The organism is candidate division WOR-3 bacterium (genome assembly GCA_039803925.1).
Taxonomy (GTDB): Bacteria; Hydrothermota; Hydrothermia; order Hydrothermales; family JAJRUZ01; genus JBCNVI01.
Map to the genome: position 1 here is coordinate 30000 of JBDRZL010000011.1, position 18439 is coordinate 48438.

19 protein-coding genes, 2 tRNA genes and 1 pseudogene are annotated in these 18439 nt (G+C 27.6%); 13 read left to right on the forward strand and 9 right to left on the reverse strand.

All coding sequences use genetic code 11. The features are described from left to right. Positions 1 to 3: 3 nt before the first annotated feature. The 4 genes from ABIN17_05700 to ABIN17_05715 are packed head-to-tail and all read right to left on the reverse strand — an operon-like array spanning position 4 to position 5824. Positions 4 to 2193 (reverse strand): penicillin acylase family protein, encoded by a 2190-nt coding sequence (locus ABIN17_05700; protein MEO0284551.1) that lies wholly within the window; start codon positions 2191 to 2193, stop codon positions 4 to 6. A gap of 36 nt (positions 2194 to 2229) precedes the next feature. After that, positions 2230 to 3594 carry a hypothetical protein gene (locus ABIN17_05705; GenBank protein ID MEO0284552.1) on the reverse strand — a complete coding sequence of 455 codons (1365 nt, stop codon included), beginning with the start codon at positions 3592 to 3594 and terminating at the stop codon, positions 2230 to 2232. Then, positions 3591 to 4928 (reverse strand): glycosyltransferase family 39 protein, encoded by a 1338-nt coding sequence (locus tag ABIN17_05710; GenBank protein ID MEO0284553.1) that lies wholly within the window; start codon positions 4926 to 4928, stop codon positions 3591 to 3593. Before ABIN17_05710 ends, ABIN17_05705 begins: the two co-directional genes overlap by 4 nt. Before the next feature lie 2 nt (positions 4929 to 4930). After that, positions 4931 to 5824 (reverse strand): hypothetical protein, encoded by an 894-nt coding sequence (locus ABIN17_05715; GenBank protein MEO0284554.1) that lies wholly within the window; start codon positions 5822 to 5824, stop codon positions 4931 to 4933. A gap of 16 nt (positions 5825 to 5840) precedes the next feature. Here ABIN17_05715 and ABIN17_05720 point away from each other — a divergent pair, with 16 nt between their 5' ends. From ABIN17_05720 to ABIN17_05750, 7 genes are read left to right on the forward strand one after another with little or no spacing between them, the layout of a single operon-like run. Beyond that, positions 5841 to 6827, forward strand: coding sequence for a flippase-like domain-containing protein (locus tag ABIN17_05720; protein MEO0284555.1), 987 nt, complete (start codon positions 5841 to 5843; stop codon positions 6825 to 6827). After that, on the forward strand, positions 6815 to 7432 hold the full coding sequence (locus ABIN17_05725) for a glycerol-3-phosphate acyltransferase (GenBank protein MEO0284556.1): 618 nt from the start codon (positions 6815 to 6817) through the stop codon (positions 7430 to 7432). Before ABIN17_05720 ends, ABIN17_05725 begins: the two co-directional genes overlap by 13 nt. Then, on the forward strand, positions 7407 to 8216 hold the full coding sequence (locus tag ABIN17_05730; GenBank protein MEO0284557.1) for a hypothetical protein: 810 nt from the start codon (positions 7407 to 7409) through the stop codon (positions 8214 to 8216). Before ABIN17_05725 ends, ABIN17_05730 begins: the two co-directional genes overlap by 26 nt. Further along, positions 8213 to 8638, forward strand: coding sequence for a transcriptional repressor (locus ABIN17_05735; GenBank protein ID MEO0284558.1), 426 nt, complete (start codon positions 8213 to 8215; stop codon positions 8636 to 8638). Before ABIN17_05730 ends, ABIN17_05735 begins: the two co-directional genes overlap by 4 nt. Then, positions 8614 to 9522, forward strand: coding sequence for a DNA/RNA nuclease SfsA (gene sfsA / locus ABIN17_05740; GenBank protein MEO0284559.1), 909 nt, complete (start codon positions 8614 to 8616; stop codon positions 9520 to 9522). Before ABIN17_05735 ends, sfsA begins: the two co-directional genes overlap by 25 nt. An 11-nt stretch (positions 9523 to 9533) precedes the next feature. After that, complete coding sequence (gene surE / locus ABIN17_05745) at positions 9534 to 10271, forward strand: 5'/3'-nucleotidase SurE (GenBank protein MEO0284560.1); 738 nt, start codon at positions 9534 to 9536, stop codon at positions 10269 to 10271. Beyond that, entirely contained in the window at positions 10264 to 10953 is a 690-nt protein-coding gene (locus tag ABIN17_05750; GenBank protein MEO0284561.1) for a protein-L-isoaspartate(D-aspartate) O-methyltransferase, read from the forward strand. The genes surE and ABIN17_05750 overlap by 8 nt, the downstream gene beginning before the upstream one ends. Positions 10954 to 10957: 4 nt before the next feature. Here ABIN17_05750 and ABIN17_05755 read toward each other — a convergent pair. The 5 genes and pseudogenes from ABIN17_05755 to ABIN17_05775 all read right to left on the reverse strand — a co-directional run bounded on the left by ABIN17_05755 (position 10958) and on the right by ABIN17_05775 (position 13099). After that, positions 10958 to 11029: transfer RNA gene (locus ABIN17_05755), tRNA-Ala, on the reverse strand. Between the two features lie 40 nt (positions 11030 to 11069). Continuing rightward, positions 11070 to 11972 (reverse strand): glycosyltransferase family 9 protein, encoded by a 903-nt coding sequence (locus ABIN17_05760; protein MEO0284562.1) that lies wholly within the window; start codon positions 11970 to 11972, stop codon positions 11070 to 11072. Between the two features lie 10 nt (positions 11973 to 11982). Next, positions 11983 to 12055 (reverse strand) — tRNA-Phe (locus ABIN17_05765). A gap of 315 nt (positions 12056 to 12370) precedes the next feature. Next, complete coding sequence (locus tag ABIN17_05770; GenBank protein ID MEO0284563.1) at positions 12371 to 12583, reverse strand: hypothetical protein; 213 nt, start codon at positions 12581 to 12583, stop codon at positions 12371 to 12373. Between the two features lie 9 nt (positions 12584 to 12592). Continuing rightward, positions 12593 to 13099, reverse strand: a pseudogene (locus tag ABIN17_05775) (DUF3782 domain-containing protein). Between the two features lie 118 nt (positions 13100 to 13217). Here ABIN17_05775 and ABIN17_05780 point away from each other — a divergent pair. Genes ABIN17_05780 through ABIN17_05805 form a run of 6 tightly spaced genes read left to right on the forward strand, consistent with a single transcriptional unit; the run spans position 13218 to position 18439 of the window. Then, on the forward strand, positions 13218 to 13967 hold the full coding sequence (locus tag ABIN17_05780) for an SCO family protein (protein ID MEO0284564.1): 750 nt from the start codon (positions 13218 to 13220) through the stop codon (positions 13965 to 13967). Continuing rightward, a complete protein-coding gene (locus tag ABIN17_05785) occupies positions 13968 to 15584 on the forward strand; it encodes a cbb3-type cytochrome c oxidase subunit I (GenBank protein MEO0284565.1) in 1617 nt (538 codons plus the stop codon). 19 nt (positions 15585 to 15603) lie between these two features. Beyond that, positions 15604 to 16347 (forward strand): cytochrome c oxidase subunit 3, encoded by a 744-nt coding sequence (locus tag ABIN17_05790; protein MEO0284566.1) that lies wholly within the window; start codon positions 15604 to 15606, stop codon positions 16345 to 16347. A 9-nt stretch (positions 16348 to 16356) separates the two neighbouring features. After that, positions 16357 to 16641 (forward strand): cytochrome C oxidase subunit IV family protein, encoded by a 285-nt coding sequence (locus ABIN17_05795; GenBank protein ID MEO0284567.1) that lies wholly within the window; start codon positions 16357 to 16359, stop codon positions 16639 to 16641. Then, a complete protein-coding gene (gene coxB, locus ABIN17_05800) occupies positions 16641 to 17606 on the forward strand; it encodes a cytochrome c oxidase subunit II (GenBank protein ID MEO0284568.1) in 966 nt (321 codons plus the stop codon). Before ABIN17_05795 ends, coxB begins: the two co-directional genes overlap by 1 nt. Beyond that, complete coding sequence (locus ABIN17_05805) at positions 17603 to 18439, forward strand: UbiA family prenyltransferase (protein ID MEO0284569.1); 837 nt, start codon at positions 17603 to 17605, stop codon at positions 18437 to 18439. Before coxB ends, ABIN17_05805 begins: the two co-directional genes overlap by 4 nt.

The following is an 18439-nucleotide window of genomic DNA, read 5'->3' on the forward strand; positions in this document are numbered from 1 at the left end:
TTTTTATGGTGATATTATAAGTTTACTTGTTATATTAAAGGGAAAAAGTGTTAAATATTCACCTTTTGCCCATAGCTCGTATTGGTTGCTGTAGTTTCTATCAAAAATAACCCCACTTTCTCCTGGAGGTAATATGTAATAGAAATTTTTATTTTTTAAATCTATTATCATTCTCATTGAAGGACCTTCTGTGACTTTGTAAGGACTCTGAAGTTCAAAACCCATTTTATTAATTGTTGTTAATCCCCCATCAAGGGATATTTCTTTTAATTTAAAAAGAAAACCAATAAATTTTATTTCCTTGAAAGGATGTTTAAAATCTGCTATGTGATATTTACCATATTTTTCTTTTTTATACTCCTTACATAATTCCCTGAAGGATTTTATTATGTAATAATCTTCTATCAACCCTTCTCTTATGTTATTTTCAAGAACACTTAAAGGTATATAGGAAAAGGATAAAAATTTTTTATAAAGTTTTTCCCCAAGTTTTTCTTTATAAAAATTCTCAAAAATTTTGTAAATTAATTTATAAAAAATTAGAGGTTCTTCTTTATCCTTTGTAAAATTGTAGTCAAAATTGTTCAGTTTCTCGTAAAGATCCTTTTCCCTTTGATCCATAGGTATATTCTTTAATATCAGAAGAATTTTTTTACCTATTAACTCTGCATGAGCATCCTTTACATCCTTTGATAAATTCATTAAATCTTTATAATTAAATTCTTTTTTATTTTTAAGAATTTCCTTTACCCTTCTTGCTCTTCCTGAAGGTGAAAAATAAAGGGATATGTAATATTTATAATTTCTTTCAGGTGGATTGTTACAGGATGCTATATAACCATTTTCAGGGTTTATTTTTTTGGGTAAAAGGGAATCAGGAATAAATTCCTCAGGTTTTTCCTCTCTCACAAAAATTGAGGGTTTTTCTCTTTTTTCTATCCATCCACAGGCTTTATAAAGTAAATTACCTTGAACATCACATATAAGGAAATTTAATGATGGGTCTCTGAAATCTTTTAAGGCGCTATCCGCTTCATAAACATTGTTTGCTCTATATAACTTAAAGATTGATAAAATTTCATGTGATAAAAGGGAACTTCTCCAGAAATAAAAAAGTTTATTTTTTTCATCAACCAGTGGCATTTCATCCTTTAAAATAACCTTTATTTTTTTATCATTATTTCCCTTTATTTTTATTGTTTCTTCAATTATATCTACATTTTGTAAATCCCCTTTTATAAAATCTCCGTCATCAAGACATAAGGAAGTAACACCTACTGCAATTTTCCAGTTTGTTCCTGGAACAGGTAAAGGAATTCCTGGAACTGTAAAACCTACAAAATTTAAGGAATCACTTTTAACAGAAATTAAATACCAGTTAGAAGGAATTGTTAGATCAAGATGAGGGTCATTCTCAAGTATAGCTGGGTTTGAAACAGCGATAGCATTTGAACCTGTAAAGGAGGGGATAAATTTTTCCACTTTTTTTAAAAGCTCCTCTTTTTTTTCAAATTCATTAATTGATTCAATATGGGTGGGTGCATCTAAAGGATAAAAGGGTAAAAATACTTTAATTTTTTCTGTGTCAATTTTTTCTTTTAATTCTGTATAAAAAAGATCACCTTTGAAAGAAAGGTTTAAGTTCCATGAAATAAGCTTACCTATTGCTATTGAATGCTCGATTTCCCATTTTTTAGGTTTATAATTTAAAAGTAAAAACTCAATAGGTAACATTCCTTTTCTTTTTTCAATATAAGCATTGACCCCTTTTAAATAACTTTCAAGGATTCTTTTTTCAAGGGGTAAAAGATTTTTTGCACTTTTTATTGAAATCCTTTTAATTCCAAGGACTCTGAAAAAGGAATCAACCTTAAAAGTCTTTTCACCAAAAATTTCAGAGAGTTCTCCAAAACTTACCCTTCTTAAAAGGTCCATCTGGAACATTCTGTCCTGAGCATGAAGATAACCTATTGCAAAAAATACATCATCAAGATATTTTGTTTCAATATGAGGGATTCCGTATTCGTTAAAGTATATAAAAATTTTGTCCTTGACACCTTTTAAATTTATTTCACCACTTCTCACTGGCAGGGATATTCTGATCCTTATATAGATAAAACCAGAAAGGAATAATATTGTAAAAAATATAAGTAAAATTAAATTTAAAAGGAATTTTTTTATTTTACTTTTCATAAGAAGATTTTAAGATAAATTTTAAAAAAAAATCTCTTAAAAACTCTGACCTTCACCAAAAGAGAGATATTTACCTTTTTCAGAAAACCCTATATCCATTCTCATCACAGGAAGGTCATAGGTTTTTGTTATTTCTATCCTTATTCCGAAACCGTAAGAAAAAGAGAAATTCTTTCTATCAAACATATATGAATTATCAATAAAGAAAACAACACCTGGTTTAAAAAGCTCAAGGAATTCCTTAAAGTAAATTCTTATTTCACTTATGTTTAAAATGTAATGGGAGGTAAAAAAATAAAATGCCTTATAGCCCCTTAAACCGTATAATCCACCAAGGTAACGGAAATTAAAATCATTAAAAATTTCCTTTATTTTTTCATAGCGAAACATAAAGGCAAGTATAATGGAATTATTTATTTTTAAATAAAGAAAACTTTGCAGATTAAAAAATTTATCTAAAAAATCTTTTAAAGTTAAATAATTTATTGAACTTAATTTACTTTCAAAGAAGTTAATAAATAATTTAGTTTCATATCCGGTCTTTTCCTTAACTATATTTTTATAAAGATTTAATCTAAGAAAAATTCCCTGAAGATTATATTCCTTTTCTCCAAAATTTCTTATAAACTTTACAGTCTCTGTTTTTAACTTTCCAGTTTCAAATCCAAGGGATAAATAATAATTACTTTTATCAATTCCTCTATCACCAAATCCAATAAGGGGAGAGAAAAATAAATCTTTTCTTAAAAAATTTTTTGAAAATTCAAAAAGAAAATCTTTTCCTTTAAATTCAAAGGTATCAAGAATAATTCCCTTTTCATAAAAAAATCTTTTTGTTTTATATTCTGTGTAATAAAGGTTTAACTTGTTTTTAACATAGGAAGAAAAAAAGGGAAAAATTGATATATTTTTTATCTTTGAAAATTTTGAATCAAGATAAAAAATTGATATATCATGATTTTTAAAAATTGAAGGATAAAAACTCTGAAAGTATAAATATGGATATTCATATCCCCAAATGTAATTTAATCTTGCATCAAGTAAAAGTCCAAGAAAGTTGTGATCCCAGATACCGATTCCCTTCTGAACCAAACCCCCGCCTCCTTCAAAATTAAAAAATAAGGCAAGTGTAAAAAGTTGTCTTAATTTTATTATTAAAGTATCTTCTTTTTTAAAAAATTCAATTTCTGTAAAAACACCTGTTTCTCTTAATCTTCTTATACTTTCACTTATTATAACTGTATCCCTATCCTCAATAAGAAAACTCTTAATTCTGAATTTTTTAGGTTTAAAGGAGATTTTTTCCGCAATTCTATATAAAAGGAAATCTGATTCAAAAAGTGGTTTATAAATTATTTTTACATTTTTAGCTGTTATTATTAAAAATATTAACAAATTCATTTTATAATTAAATAAATATCCATTTTTCTTATCTTACTTTCTGATTCACCTATTTTTTTTATCTCTTTAAAAAATTTTTTAAATCCCTCATTTATTTCACCAACATATAAAAGTGTATCCGGAAGCTTCTTTTCTTTCTGCCATATTGTAAACTGGTTTTCCCTTGAATTTATGTTCAGGGAGTAAACATAAGGTTTATCTTTCATATAAAAGGATAAAAGGGAAGCTATTTGATAGTTATTAGCTGCAAAATTTTTTATTCCATATCTTTCAGCAAACCATTTTACATCAAAGGCAAGTTCCTTCCACCCTTTCATTCTAAATGTAGGATCTTTTTTAAATTTTATCAAAGGATAAAGGGTATGTGAATGAATGTAAAAGATTAAAATAAAAGTTATAAAAGAGATGATGTAAAAAATTTTATTTTCTTTTAGATATTTTATGGCAATTATTAAAAGAAAAATATAGGATATACTTGGCCAGTTCGCCTCTGCTTTTGTTTTAAGTGAAGAAATCATAAAAAATAAAAAGGGAAATAAAAAGGAAAAGGTTAAAAAATTTATACCTTCCTTAAAAATACCTTTAAAACCATAAAAGTATATTAGAATTGAAAGGGGGAAGGATAATACAAGTATAGAATCTAAAAGGTATAATAGAGTGTTCATAAATTCTATTTCTTTTTTTCCGTATCCATGATGAATTTGAAATTTGAAACTTATAAAATCGTTCATTAAATTCCATATTATACATGGCGAAAATATTAAAAGGGATATTAAAAAGAATAAGAAAAGTTCTTTTGAAAATAATTTTTTCTTCTGAAAGAAAAAAAGAATGATTGATGGTAATAAGAGGATTGAGACATATTTTGATAAAAGGGAGAGTCCATAGGAAATTGCTGCTAAATAAAGAAAAAGAAAATTTTTTTCTGATTTTAAAAGAAAATAAAAGGTAAGTATTATAAATAAAGCCATAGGTGTGTCAGGTGTTATTACTACTTGCCCAACTGAAAATATTAATACGAGGGAGAAAACATAGATTGATATTAAGATTTTTGTTTTATCAATTTCTGTAAATATAAGCACCAAAACCAATAAAAAAATAAGACCTAAAAAAAATGCTGGAAATCTGACACCTAATTCATTATCTCCTAAAAAAATTCTTGAAATTTTAATTAAGTATGCAACCATTGGAGGGTGGTCAAAGTAGGAGAGATCTAAATTAGAGGACCATAAAAAGTAATAGGCCTCATCCTCTGTTAGTTCTGTTTTTAAAATTATTAAAATTTTCAGAATTATTAAAATAAAAATCTGGATTATTACATAAAATTTTTTCATAATCAATTTTGAGGTTTTAAAAAAAATACATTTTTTAAATTATCAAGAATCCATTCAGTAAAAATCATTTTCTCCTTGAATAAAGGTTTTAATAAAATTTTATCCTTTTTCTCCATAAGGAAAAATAGAAACTGCTCAAAATTTTCTTCCTTTGAAAAGAATTCAAAAATCTTTGATTTATCAGAGGTAAATATTCTTTTTAATTTAAAAATGCGCTCTTTTTCTTTTCTTTCATAATTATTTTCAAAATTTTCTTTTTCTAAAATTAAGTGGTCAAATTTATTTATAATTTTAATTTTCTTTTCAAGGTCAGGTTTTTTATCTGAAACTTTTTTAAGGGATAAAAAATAAAATTTTTTACCTATTTTTTTCCATTTCCTTGCATATTTCGTATCCGTAGCCTTTTCAAGAAAAAAATCTTCAAATTCATCTTCAATAAAATATCCTTTCCTTAAAAATTTTTCCTTCATTTCTTCATAAAAAAATTTTTCGTCTGTTATAGAGTAGAACTTACCTTCTTCCTTAAGTGAATACCATATAATTTCAGGAAAATCATTCTCATAAATTCTCCTTTCTTTATGTTTTTCTTTTTTGAAAGTAAAAGGAAATAGCATAAATATTTTTTCAAAAAGAAAATTTGGGAAAACGTATTTTAATAAAAATTTTGCATCACCATAAAATAAAAATATATTGGGATGATAGGAAAGTTTTTTAAGGAGAGTTTTTATCATTTTTTTTGAAATTTCAATTCCAACTAAAGGTGATAAAGGGTCAAGGGCAAAAAGATGGATTAAAAAATCTCCTTTACCAAAGCCAATTTCTAAAAATCTTACTGGTTTTGGTCCAAAAAAATTTTTATTTAAGGGAAGTTTTTCATCCTGCCAGAAAACTATCATAGAATATAATTTTAAAATGAAAATTGTTGAAAGGGAAAAAGTTAAAAAAGGAATAAGATTATTATTTTTAATTTTTTTTATTTCTTTTATTTTTGTTTTTTTTCATTCTTTTTCTAAACTGGATATTCAATATTTTAAAAACATAAAAATTTTCTTTTTGTTTTTATTAATTTTATCTTCCCTTTTTTATATAATTTTTGCTGGTTTAAGTATAAGTTTTGCCTCCTTTTCCTTTAATAAAAAAGTTAATCCTTCATTTTCTATTGAGATTCTTCTTTCAGGATATTTTCTTGCTTCAATAACACCATTTGGTTCAGGAGGTCTTCCCTATCAACTTTTTTTACTTTCAAGAAAAAAATTATCTCTCGGTGAAGGTACTTTTATTTTATATATTTTTGCATTTTTTAAATATTTATTTTTATTTAGCTCTTTAGTTTTAAACTTAAAATTTTTAACAATTAATAAGAATGCTTATATAAGAATGATTTTTTCTTATATAATTTTACTTATAATTTTGATGTTTATTATTCTTTTATTTCTTTTTATTTTTCCAGAAGAAAAACTAAAATTCTTTCCCCTTAAATTTGAAGGGAATTTTAAAAAAATACTTTTTTTCCTTTTTAATGAACTTTTCAATTTTAAAAGGGTTTTCATTGTATTTTTGAAAAATCCTAATTATTTCTTATTATCCCTTTTATTTGCCTTTAAAAGTTTTTTAAGTCTTGTTTTAATTATACCTTTAATTTTTTTTGCTCTTGGAGTAAAAATAGAATTTTTTAAAATTTTTTTAGTTTCATCTTTTATATATGTGCTTTTACTTTTTTCTCCTTCACCTGGTGGAATTGGTTATGCTGAAATAATATCTTTCTTTTTAATCTCAAAAAATCTGGAAAGTTCTCTTATTCCCCTGATTGTGTTTTTGTGGAGATTTTTTTCTTTTTACATTTTTGCATTTTCAGGTGCTTTTTTTATATTATGGAGAATATCAAAATGGAAACTTTAATATTTTCCCTTACGGGTTATTTAATTGGCTCAATTCCTTTTTCTTATATTATAGGCAAATTAAAGGGAGTTGATATAAGAAAGGTTGGAACTTTTAATGTTGGTGGTTCAAATGTATCAAGGACCCTTGGTTTTAAATATGGTTTTTTGGCTTTTATTCTTGATTTCTTAAAAGGGGTAATTTCTGCTTTAATCCCGAAATTTTTGGGTTTTGCTCCTTTTTATTCCTTTTTATCAGGTTTTGCTGCGAGTTTTGGGCATGCTTACCCTATTTTCCTTAAATTTCAAGGTGGAAGGGGTATTGCTACATCCCTTGGTTTTCTTCTTATTTTATTTCCAAAAGAGACTTTAATTTTTTTATTAATTTTTTCACCTTTATTCTTTATAAAAGAGGTTGCTCTTTATATAATTATATTTATTTTTTCTATTTCTCTTTATATTTTTTTAAAATTTAGGGAATTTTCTTTTTTACCTTTAATTTTTTTCATTTTTATTGTTTATAGGAGAGTTCAGTTTGTTTACGGTGATTTAAAAAGTGGGAGGGGATTTTTAAAAAGTTTTATTAACAGGTTTTTATTTGATGCACCTGAAAAAAGGAAATTTTAAATATTTACTTTTTTTAAGTTTCATAATTTATTCCTGCCAGAAAGAAGAAGTAATAGGTGAAATAGAGGGGAGAAAGATTTTTAGAGGGGAACTTGAGGATATTATGAAAATTGAATTTGCCTATGGAAATTATGGAATAAAAGAGGAAGAGGCTTTTTTAATTTTAGTTCAAAAATTAATTGATGTTATTCTTGCTGAAAAGTATGGTGTTGTATTAAGTAAGGAGGATATTTTAAAAGAGGAGGTAAGAATTTTTAAAAATACAAAAGAACCTTCTATTCTATCAAAAATTTATGAATCTGTTTCAGAGAAAGCAAGGAGAGAACTATTTATTAAACCACTGCTTGCAAGGAGAATACTTGAGGAAACTTTCCTAAGGGACACCCTTTTATTTCAAAGAGAGAACTATTTAAAAGCAAAAGAGTATTTAAAAAAATTAAAAAGTTCTAAAGAGATAAAGGATTCAAATTATTTTAACTTTTTGCCAGGGGTTAAAAGTGTTATTTATGAATATATTTCTTCAAAATTTTTAAAAAAAGGGGAATTTAAAGGAGAAAAAAAATATGTAATTTTTGAGGATAAATTTACTTATTATCCTGCTGAAATAAAAAGAGTAGAAAAAGGTTTTTTAATAAGGGGGTTTTATGTTAATAAGAAAGATTTTTATAAGGACTTTTATTTTAAAGAACTTGAAAAAATAAAGGTTTTAGTTTATAATAAAATTTTAAAGAGTAAAATTTTTAATATAATAAATAAAACATTGTGGGAGGGTGTTATAAAATGAAAAAGGATTTTCAGGAGAAACTTGAAGTTTTAAGGAAGAAAGGTTATTTTTTGACCTCTTCAAGGTTAATGATTCTTGAATATTTGAGTGAAAGTACTTCTCATCCTACTGCTGATGAAATATATAATGCATTGAAAGATAGGCTCCCATCCCTCTCAAAGGCTACTGTTTACAATACTCTTAAACTATTTATTGAACTGGGAGTAGCAAGAGAAATCAAGGTTGAAAGGGATAAATCAAGATTTGAAGCAAAAACAGACCCCCATATTCACTTTACATGTGTTAAATGTGGAACAGTTTATGATATTGAAAAAAAGGATATAGTTAAATTTCCTAAAAATATAGAAAATCACAAAGTAATGTTTGGTGATCTTTTGCTATACGGAATTTGCTCATCTTGCCAGAAAAAGGAAAGTTTCTAAGAAGAATTAACAGGTTTGTTACATTTGTAGAATTTAAAAAAAAGAAGGTAAAGGCTTATCTTGCTAATTCAGGAAGATTAAAAGAAGTTTTAACTGAAGGGGCGGAATGTTTGCTTGAGAAAGGTAAGGGAAAGATTCCCTACAAGTTAATTGCAGTTAAGAAGGATGATGTATGGGTTTCAGTTGATTCTCATCTTCCCAATAAATTTTTTTATGAACTTTATAAAAGAAAAGAAATTGATTTTTTAAGAAAAGCAAGATTTCTTTCAAGAGAGTTTAAAATAGATGGTGAAAGGATTGATTTTTTATTTATAAGAGGTAAAAAAAGAATTTTTCTTGAAATAAAGTCCTGTACACTTGTTGAACAAGGTATAGCTATTTTTCCTGATGCTCCTACTATAAGGGGTAAAAGGCATCTTGATTTACTATCAAAATTAAAGGAAAATGGAGATGATGCTTACATAGTTTTTATTGTTCAGAGAAAGGATGCAAAAAGTTTTGCTCCCAATTCCTTTACTCATTTTGATTTTTCAAAAAGTTTATATAGAGCTATGGAAAAGGGAGTGAAGGTATATCTTATTGTTGCAAATTTTAATGATAAAAAAATGAAACTTGAAAAGATTTTTATAAGAAAACTTGATATTTTTGAAATTCTTGTTAATGAGTATCATTTATGGCGATATCCTGAAGTTTTTATTGATTATAAAAAGCTAAAAAAAAATTCCTTTTACCTTGATTTTAAAGGGGAAACTTGTTTTCACTGTTCCTTTGAGGAAAATTTTTTTGATTTTATTTATTTTGCAAAAGAAAGAGGTATAAATTTAGATCCTATTAAAATTGAAAGTAACATAGGTCATTTAATTGCAAAAGTAAGAAAAACTTAATAAAATTAAAGATGGATAAACTCAAAATTCTCCTTGTTAATGATGATGGAATAGAGGCAGAGGGTTTAAGAAGGGCTTTAAAGATTTTAAAGAATTTTGGGGAAGTTATTGTTGTAGCTCCATCAGAAGAAAGATCGGGTTCAAGCCATTCAATTTCTTTAAGGAAAAATATAAAAGTTAATAAAATAAGGGAAAATTTTTATTCTGTTGATGGAACCCCTGTAGATTGTGTTTTAGTTGCTATGGAAGCAATTTTAGAGGAGAAACCTCAACTTCTTGTTTCGGGAATAAATTATGGATTTAATCTTGGGGAGGATACATTTTATTCAGGGACTCTTGCAGCTGCAAGGGAAGGTTATCTTTATGATCTTCCTTCAATAGCCTTTTCAGTTGGTCCATATAATGAGCCTTGTTATGAAGGAGGTGAATATTATCTTGATTTAATTTTAAGAAAAATAATTGAGAGTAAAGTTTACAAAAATAAATTTTTATTAAATATAAACTTATATGATTTAAAAATTGAAGAAATAAAGGGAATTAAGGTTACAAAACTTGGGAAAAGACACTATTTAAATCCAATTGAGAAAGTTGATGAAAATATTTACAAAATTGGTGGTAAATTGAGACTAATTCCTGAGGAGGGAACAGATGTAAAGGCTGTTCTTGAGCATTTTGTGAGTGTAACTCCTTTAACACTTGATACAACTGATATAGAGTTAATAAAAAAATTAAAAAAAATACTTGAATAAAAAATTAGGAGAACTTTTAGAAAGGTTCAATAGCAAAAATGATCCTTTTTATAATTTAAGAAAAGAAATGGTAGATAAACAGTTAAGGGAAAGGGGAATATGTGATGAAAGGGTTTTAAAGAGTTTTCTGGCTGTTCCAAGGCATTTATTTGTTCCAGATAAAATAAAGTCTTTTTCTTATGATGATTCTCCTTTGCCTTTATTAGAGGGTCAAACAATAAGCCAGCCCTATATGGTGGCTTTAATGGTTGAACTTTTAGAGCCTGATGAAAACAAACATGTTCTTGAAATAGGTACAGGTTCAGGTTATGAAACTGCAATTTTATGTCTTCTTAATAAATTTGTTTATACTGTTGAAAGGGTTAAAGATTTATCTCTTTATGCAAGAGAAAAACTTAAGGAACTTTCTATAGAAAATGTTTATTTTCATGTGGGTGATGGTTCAGAAGGTTTAATGGATTTTGCTCCCTATGATTGTATAATCTGTTCTGCTGCTGCTCCAGATGTCCCTCCTCCTTTTATAGAGCAATTAAATCCAGGAGGAATTATAGTTATGCCTATAGGTGATAAACTTTATCAGGACCTTGTAAAAATAAAAAAGGAAGGAAACAAATTAAAAAGGGAATATCACGGGCCCTGTGTTTTTGTCCCTTTAATCGGGAGATATGGTTTTGAGGAGTGAAAAATGGAGCCGGGGAGATTTGAACTCCCGACCCCCTGGTTGCAAACCAGGTGCTCTCCCACTGAGCTACGGCCCCGCTTTTTTATTATAACTTTTACTTTTTAATATTTTCAATTTTATTTAAGTGATGAAATTATTGCTTCTTTAACTTCATTTACAGAAATTTTTTCAAGATTATTAAATTCTGTTTTTAAAACTATGCTTTCACCAAGTGGTCCCCATCTTTTTGGGGTAAAGGGTATTTTTTCAGAGAATATTGAAACTGTTTTAACATTCAATGCAGATGCTATATGAATAACACCTGTTGAAGGAGCAAAAACAAGGTCACATATGGAAATAAAGTTTATAAACTCCCTTAAATTAAAGTCTCCTCTTAAATCTATGATGTTTTCCTTTTTAAAAAAATCAAAATTTTTTTGGATTCCTGTTATGAAAATAGTTCCATCAATATCAAGAATTTTTAAAAGTTCATTGTATTTAGTTAAACTCCAGTTAGGAGCAGAACCCTTTGATTCAGGGTGAATTAAAATAAAGGGTTTTTTATAATTTTTAAATTTTTCTTTTATTTTTGAAACTTCTTCTTCCTTTAGATATAATTGGGGTTTAAAGTAATCAATATCATATCCTGCTTTTTTTAAAAGTAAAACATTATAAAAGGACTCGTGGAATTCGCAGTTTTTTCTGTGTAAAGGAATTCTTCTGTTGAATAGAAAAGAATAGAATCTGTAAAGAGTTCCTATTCTTTCAGGAATTTTTTTTATAAAAGAAAAAAGGGATTCTTTAAATCTTGGAAAAATATGGACTGACACATCAATTTTTAACTTTTTTATTTCCTTATCAATATTATCAAAATCTGTAACTATGTCAATATCAGGGTGGTTTAAAAGAATTTCTTTATAAAGGGGATTGCAAACAAAGATAATTTTTGAATCCTTATATTTTCTTTTTAAACCCTGAGGAACAGAAAGGGAAAGAACAAGATCACCTATTCTATCTGTTCTGAAAAGGAGGAAGTTCATTTGAAATAAATGCCGGGGCCCAGAATCGAACTGGGGACACCTGGATTTTCAGTCCAGTGCTCTACCGACTGAGCTACCCCGGCACTATGTTTTAATTATAAGGTTTCTTTAAAAAAAAATCAAATTGAATCACTCTTTAAATAATTTTTCTCTCCTTCTTTTATTTTAAAAAACAATAAATTTTCTCTTTGTTTCAAAATTTTTTATCTTTAATTCACAAAAATATACCCCCTTTTAAGTTTATTTTCCTTTATGTTTAGCTTAATCTCATATATTCCGGGTATTTGCTCTTTTTCCAATAATTCTGATAAGTAAAAGGATAACAAAAACCTATGATTGCCTTATATATTTTATTTAAAAGTTCTCCGAAAGTAAAATTTTTGTATAATTCCATATTTTTAATCTTTTTTATAAAACTTTATTCCAAAAACTTTACACTTTTCCTTTGCCTCTTCCCTTATGTAAGGAGAAACTATAAAAAGTTCGGGTTTTACCCCGGTTTTTTTCTCATAAAATTCCCCAATCCTTTTAAACTTCAAAACATCACCATCCGATACACTGCTTTTTATCTCTATTAAATAATGTTTATCATCTTTTATAACAAGATCCACCTCAATTGTTTATGGATAACCAAAAACAATACCCTCTTTATCATAATCCTCCCATTTCTTAACATCATAGAACCCAAGTTCTTTTAAAATATCTTTCATACTCTACCTGAAAGCTTCCTCTGCAAAAATACCCCATCTTGCCCCTACTGTAGTTATAGCATCTCTTAAAATCTTAAAACCATCCCTCATCTCTTTCGTAAGAAGCTCAAACCTCCTATCAACTTCCTCAAACCTTTTATTTATTTCCTCAAATCTCTTATTTATTTCTTCAAATCTTCTATTAGTGTCTTCTCTTAATTCCTCAAATCTTTTATTAGTATCTTCCCTTAGAGCCCTTAATTCCTCTCTTTGTGCTTTTAATTCATTGAGTATTTCTTTTATTTCCTCTCTTGTTACTGCCCTTTTATTAATTATTTCCTCAACCTTTAATCTGAAAATAGGAGATTTTTCAATAATTTCAGGTAATTTTTTCTCAATTATTTTTATTATATCTTCTTCACTTAAGATTTTTTTCATAATCCAATTATAAAGAAAAAACTTTAAAAATTCAATGTAAATTACTTGATTTTTTAAAATGGTTATAGTATTATTTTAAAATTAAAAAAGGTTCAAATCCAGAATTAAATTTCATAAAATGTTTAAATTTATCCTGTTTTTTTTAATAATAAATGAAACCCCTGAAGTTGGGGTAGTTGAAAAAATCGGTTCTTTTTTGCCAGGAGATATTTATTTTGTTAATTCAGAGGGAAAGGAGTTCGCTCTAAAAGATATTTCTTTAAATAAAAAACCTTTTGTTTTTGTTCCTGTTTTTTATAGTTGTAAAATGGTATGTCCAATGATGCTTAATGAAATTTTTAATAATCTGGAAAAGATTAATTCAAAATTAGGTAAGGATTTTTATATTATTGTTTTCAGTTTTGATCTTAAAGATGATGTGAATAAGGCAAAAGAACTTAAAAAGGATTATTTTGCCTCTTTAAATAAAGATTTTGATAAAGAGGCACTCAATTTTACAATCTTGAAAGACTCTTTAAATCTATACAGGTTAACCAGTTCCCTTGGTTTTTATTTTAAAAGAGAAGGAGAAATGTTCATTCACCCTTCTACATATATTTTTATTTCGCCTGATTTAAAGATAGTAAGGTACATATATGGTCCTGAACTTTTACCCCTTGATATGGAAATGGCACTAAATGAAGCATCAGAAGGTAAAATTGGAGGAATCAGGGTTAAAGCTACCAGGTTCTGTTTTACCTATGATCCAAAAGGTAGAAAGTATGTTTTTAACTTTATCAAAGTTTTTATGACTTTTTCTATGATTTTTGTTATTTCTTTTGCCTTATTTTTAACTTTATGGATTAAAAAAAGAAAAAGGGAGGATTAAATGGAAGTTTATATACCTTATTATAAATCCGAAAGTAAATTTAGGGGAATTTTTTCCTGGATTTTTTCTACTGATCATAAAAGGATAGCTATCCTTTATCTTGTTACCATTTCTCTTTTCTTCCTTGTTGCTGTTATCCTTGGACTATTAATGAGAATTGAACTTATGAAAACGGGAAAGCAGATTTTTGATGCAAGAACTTATAACCAGGTATTTACCCTTCATGGAGTTATAATGATATTCTTATTTGTAATTCCTGTAATTCCAGCTGTTATGGGTAATTTCTTTCTTCCAATTTTAATAGGAGCAAAGGATGTTGCTTTTCCGAGGATAAATTTGCTCTCCTGGTGGTTATTTCTTTCTGGAGGAATAGTTGCTTTAATTTCCCTTCATACAGGAAAGGGTTTTGCTGATACTGGCTGGACTTTTTATGCTCCTTACAGTTTAAGGACAGGAACCAATGTTTCTCTTGCTGCCTTTGCAGCTTTTATTATTGGATTTTCATCAATTTTAACAGGTCTTAATTTTATTGCTACAATACACAGATTAAGGGCAAAAAATTTTAAATGGTTTAATCTTCCTCTTTTTGTCTGGTCAATATATGCAACTTCCTGGATTCAGGTAATTGCAACTCCTATAGTTGGTCTTATTCTTTTCCTTGTTATTTTAGAGAGAATTTTTGGTATAGGTCTTTTTGATCCTTCAAAAGGAGGGGATCCTATTATGTTTCAGCATATTTTCTGGATTTATTCTCATCCAGCTGTATATATAATGATTCTTCCTGCAATGGGAGTTATTTCGGAAATTATTCCAACTTTTGCGAGGAGAAGAATTTCAGGTTATAAGGCAATTGCCTTTTCTTCCCTTGCTATTGCTTTTATAGGTTACCTTGTCTGGGGTCATCATATGTTTACAAGTGGAATGGCTGATTTTGCAAGGATTATTTTTTCTTTACTTACTTTTCTTGTTGCAGTTCCTTCAGGTGTTAAGGTTTTTAACTGGGTGGCAACCTTATATAAGGGTTCAATTAATTTAAAATCACCACTTTTTTTTGCTTTAGCTTTCATATTTTTGTTTTCCATAGGTGGTTTAACTGGACTTATAAATGGTGCACTTGCCTCTGATATTCACATTCACGATACTTATTTTGTTGTTGCTCATTTTCATTATACTATGTTTGGAGGTGTAGGTTTTGGTTTTTTTGCAGCAATGCATTACTGGTATCCGAAAATGTTTGGAAAAATGTATAATGAAACTCTTGCAAAAATTTACTTTTTTCTAATGTTTATTGGCTTCAATATTCTTTATTTTTCAATGATGATTTTAGGAGTAATGGGTATGCCGAGAAGATATTATGATTATCTTCCCCAGTACGAACCCCTTCAATTTGTAGCAACAGTTGGTTCATGGATTTTAGTTCCTGGTATATTTTTAATGGTTTTCAATTTTGTTTATCATCTTTTTAAAGGTAAAAAAGCTGAACAAAATCCCTGGGGAGGAGTAACCCTCGAGTGGCAGATTCCTTCACCTCCACCGGCTGAAAATTTTGATTATGAAGTTGTTGCTCCCGATGAACCTTATGATTTTAAAAAAATCAGGGAAAAATTAAAAGTATAGGATTTTAAAGGGGGCAAAAATGGAAAAAGTATTAGAAGTTGTTAATATCCACAGGGATATAAAAGGTGCTAAAATTGGAATGTGGCTTTTTCTATTCTCTGAACTTTTATTTTTTGGTGGTTTATTTCTTATTTATTCTGTTTTTAGATATTCTTTCCCAGAAGATTTTGTAAAAGGTTCAAGAGAATTAAATTTAACTATCGGAATAATAAATACAATTATTTTGCTAACAAGCAGTTTAACTGTCGCCCTATCAATTGCTGCCTTTGAAAAAGGTAAAAAAAGTCATTCACTATTTTTTATTTTCTTAACAATATTTTTTGCTCTTTTGTTTCTTGTTAATAAATATTTTGAATGGTCAGCCAAGATTAAACACGGAATATATCCTGGTTCTGATTTTTTAACCAGTATCTCAAGGGGAGAAGCTTCCTTCTTTAATCTTTATTATGTAATTACAGGTATCCATGGTTTGCATGTTCTTATCGGAGTTATAATCTTTATTGTGATGTTTTTTATATATTTAAAAGAGCCAAGAAAGAAAATAAATCTATCGGGGAGGGAACTAAAGAGTTTAAAGGGGAAAAGTATTCTTGGAATTGAAATTAACGAAAATGTTAAAGAAGTTAAACTTGATATCCGGTTAATTGAGAAAGAGGAAATTGTTAAGAAAGTTGATTATACAAAACTTTTTAATGCTGGATTATATTGGCATTTTGTTGATATTGCCTGGATATTCATTTTCCCCTTGTTCTATCTAATTTAGGAGGTAAAAATGGAAAATAAAGAAACAGGATATTCCCTATATTTTTATACCTGGCTTAGCCTTATTATTTTAACATTTTTGACAGTAAGCTTAACCCCTTTAAGAATTTTTAATTCATCAATAATTATTGCTATTACAATTGCTGGAATAAAATCCACCCTTGTAGTTCTTTATTTTATGCATCTTAAATATGAAGATAGGATTTTTAAATATATGGTTTTATTTGCCCTTTCTTCACTTATTATTATTCTGATTTTACTTTTTTCTGATTATCCTTTCAGAGGAGGAGTATAATGGCTAATTTTACAAGGGATGTTGATAATGTATTTCTATATATAAGTGGAATTGGTTTTTTTCTCTTACTTTTAATAACTTTTTTAATGCTCTTTTTTATCTTCAAATATAGAAGTTCAAAAAATAAAGAAGCAGAAGATGTAAAAGATAATATAGTTCTTGAAATTACATGGACTCTTATTCCTACAGTAATTGTTCTATCAATGTTTTATTATGGATTTTATGTTTTTAAAAAGATGAGATATATTCCCCCTGATGCTTATGAAATTAAAGTTACAGGAAGGCAGTGGTCATGGCTTTTTGAATATGAAAATGGTTTTAAAAGCGACACCCTTTATCTTCTTTTGAATAAGCCTGTAAAACTTACAATGAAAACTATGGATGTTATTCATTCTCTTTATATTCCAGCTTTCAGGATCAAAGAGGATCTTCCTCCTGGTTATGAAACATATATTTCTCTTACACCAAAAGATACAGGAACTTATGATTTACTTTGTGCCGAATATTGCGGTGATTTACATTCTTATATGGTAACAAAGGTAAAGGTTTTAGAAGAAGAAAAATTTTATTCAAAGATTAAGGGTGAAAAAGAACTTGAAGAAAAAGTGGAAAAAACTGAAGAAAAAATAGAAGCTCCTGGGAAAAAGGAGGAAAAATTAGATTTTGATATTAATTTAGTTGATAAAGGAAAGAAATTGGTCTCAGAAAAGGTTTGTATTGCTTGTCATTCAACGGACGGTTCAAGGTTAATAGGTCCGAGTTTTAAAGGAATGTATGGAAAGAAGGAAGTTGTTGTTTCAGCGGGTAAAGAAGTAGAGATTGTTGCGGATGATGAATATTTAAAGGAGTCAATATTGGAACCAGCTAAAAAAGTAGTTAAGGGATATGAGAATTTAATGCCTCCTTCTGAGTTAAAGGAAGAGGAATTAAAGGCTATTATTGAGTATATAAAGTCTCTTAAATGAAATTTATTAGAATTTATCTTTCATTAACAAAGTTTAAAATTGCTTTTCTTTCTACTTTTTCAGGATTGTTGGGTTATTATATAAAATTTAAAAACTTTTATGATTTATTTTTTATTTTTATTTCTCTTTATCTTTTATCTTCAGGCTCCCTTTCCTTAAATCAGTATATTGAAAGGAATTTTGATAAGTTAATGGAGAGAACGAAAAATAGACCTATTGTTAAAGGTGATATATCTCCTTTTTTTGCTCTTTTAATTTCTATTTTTCTTATAACTTTAGGTTTAATTTTAATTTTTTTTAAATTTGGAGTTTTTCCATTTATTCTTGGTTTTATTACTTTTTTTATTTATATTTTTATTTATACGCCTTTAAAGAGAAAAACTCCTTATGCTTTTTTGCCTGGTTCCATAATTGGAGCCCTGCCTCCTCTTATAGGGTGGGTTTCAGCAGGTGGTGATCCCTTTTCTCCCACTATATTATCCCTTTCCCTTTATTTTCTTTTATGGCAGATTCCCCATTTTATGCTTTTATTCTATATTATGAGTGATGACTATAAAAAAGCAGGTTTCAGAACAATTAAGGATATTTTTGATGAAAATAAAATAAGTATAATTCTTTACAATTTAATTTCAGGAGCTTTACTTTTTACTTTGAGTTTTCCTTTATTTGGAATTGTTCATAGTAAAATTTATTTAATTTTTTCCTTATTTACAGCAATTTATTTATTATTAATCTTTTCTTATATTAAAAATTTAAAAAATTTTAAAAGGATCTTTTCTTTTATTAATTACTATACTCTTTTTTTGATTATAACTCTAATGATTTTGAGATAA

What these genes read in the sequence shown, in the direction of transcription:
- ABIN17_05700 (MEO0284551.1), bottom strand. Translation starts at nt 2,193, where the DNA reads ATGAAAAGTAAAATAAAAAAATTCCTTTTAAATTTAATTTTACTTATA.
- ABIN17_05705 (MEO0284552.1), bottom strand. Translation starts at nt 3,594, where the DNA reads ATGAATTTGTTAATATTTTTAATAATAACAGCTAAAAATGTAAAAATA.
- ABIN17_05710 (MEO0284553.1), bottom strand. Translation starts at nt 4,928, where the DNA reads ATGAAAAAATTTTATGTAATAATCCAGATTTTTATTTTAATAATTCTG.
- ABIN17_05715 (MEO0284554.1), bottom strand. Translation starts at nt 5,824, where the DNA reads ATGATAGTTTTCTGGCAGGATGAAAAACTTCCCTTAAATAAAAATTTT.
- ABIN17_05720 (MEO0284555.1), top strand. Translation starts at nt 5,841, where the DNA reads ATGAAAATTGTTGAAAGGGAAAAAGTTAAAAAAGGAATAAGATTATTA.
- ABIN17_05725 (MEO0284556.1), top strand. Translation starts at nt 6,815, where the DNA reads ATGGAAACTTTAATATTTTCCCTTACGGGTTATTTAATTGGCTCAATT.
- ABIN17_05730 (MEO0284557.1), top strand. Translation starts at nt 7,407, where the DNA reads ATGCACCTGAAAAAAGGAAATTTTAAATATTTACTTTTTTTAAGTTTC.
- ABIN17_05735 (MEO0284558.1), top strand. Translation starts at nt 8,213, where the DNA reads ATGAAAAAGGATTTTCAGGAGAAACTTGAAGTTTTAAGGAAGAAAGGT.
- surE (MEO0284560.1), top strand. Translation starts at nt 9,534, where the DNA reads ATGGATAAACTCAAAATTCTCCTTGTTAATGATGATGGAATAGAGGCA.
- ABIN17_05760 (MEO0284562.1), bottom strand. Translation starts at nt 11,972, where the DNA reads ATGAACTTCCTCCTTTTCAGAACAGATAGAATAGGTGATCTTGTTCTT.
- ABIN17_05780 (MEO0284564.1), top strand. Translation starts at nt 13,218, where the DNA reads ATGTTTAAATTTATCCTGTTTTTTTTAATAATAAATGAAACCCCTGAA.
- ABIN17_05785 (MEO0284565.1), top strand. Translation starts at nt 13,968, where the DNA reads ATGGAAGTTTATATACCTTATTATAAATCCGAAAGTAAATTTAGGGGA.
- ABIN17_05790 (MEO0284566.1), top strand. Translation starts at nt 15,604, where the DNA reads ATGGAAAAAGTATTAGAAGTTGTTAATATCCACAGGGATATAAAAGGT.
- ABIN17_05795 (MEO0284567.1), top strand. Translation starts at nt 16,357, where the DNA reads ATGGAAAATAAAGAAACAGGATATTCCCTATATTTTTATACCTGGCTT.
- coxB (MEO0284568.1), top strand. Translation starts at nt 16,641, where the DNA reads ATGGCTAATTTTACAAGGGATGTTGATAATGTATTTCTATATATAAGT.
- ABIN17_05805 (MEO0284569.1), top strand. Translation starts at nt 17,603, where the DNA reads ATGAAATTTATTAGAATTTATCTTTCATTAACAAAGTTTAAAATTGCT.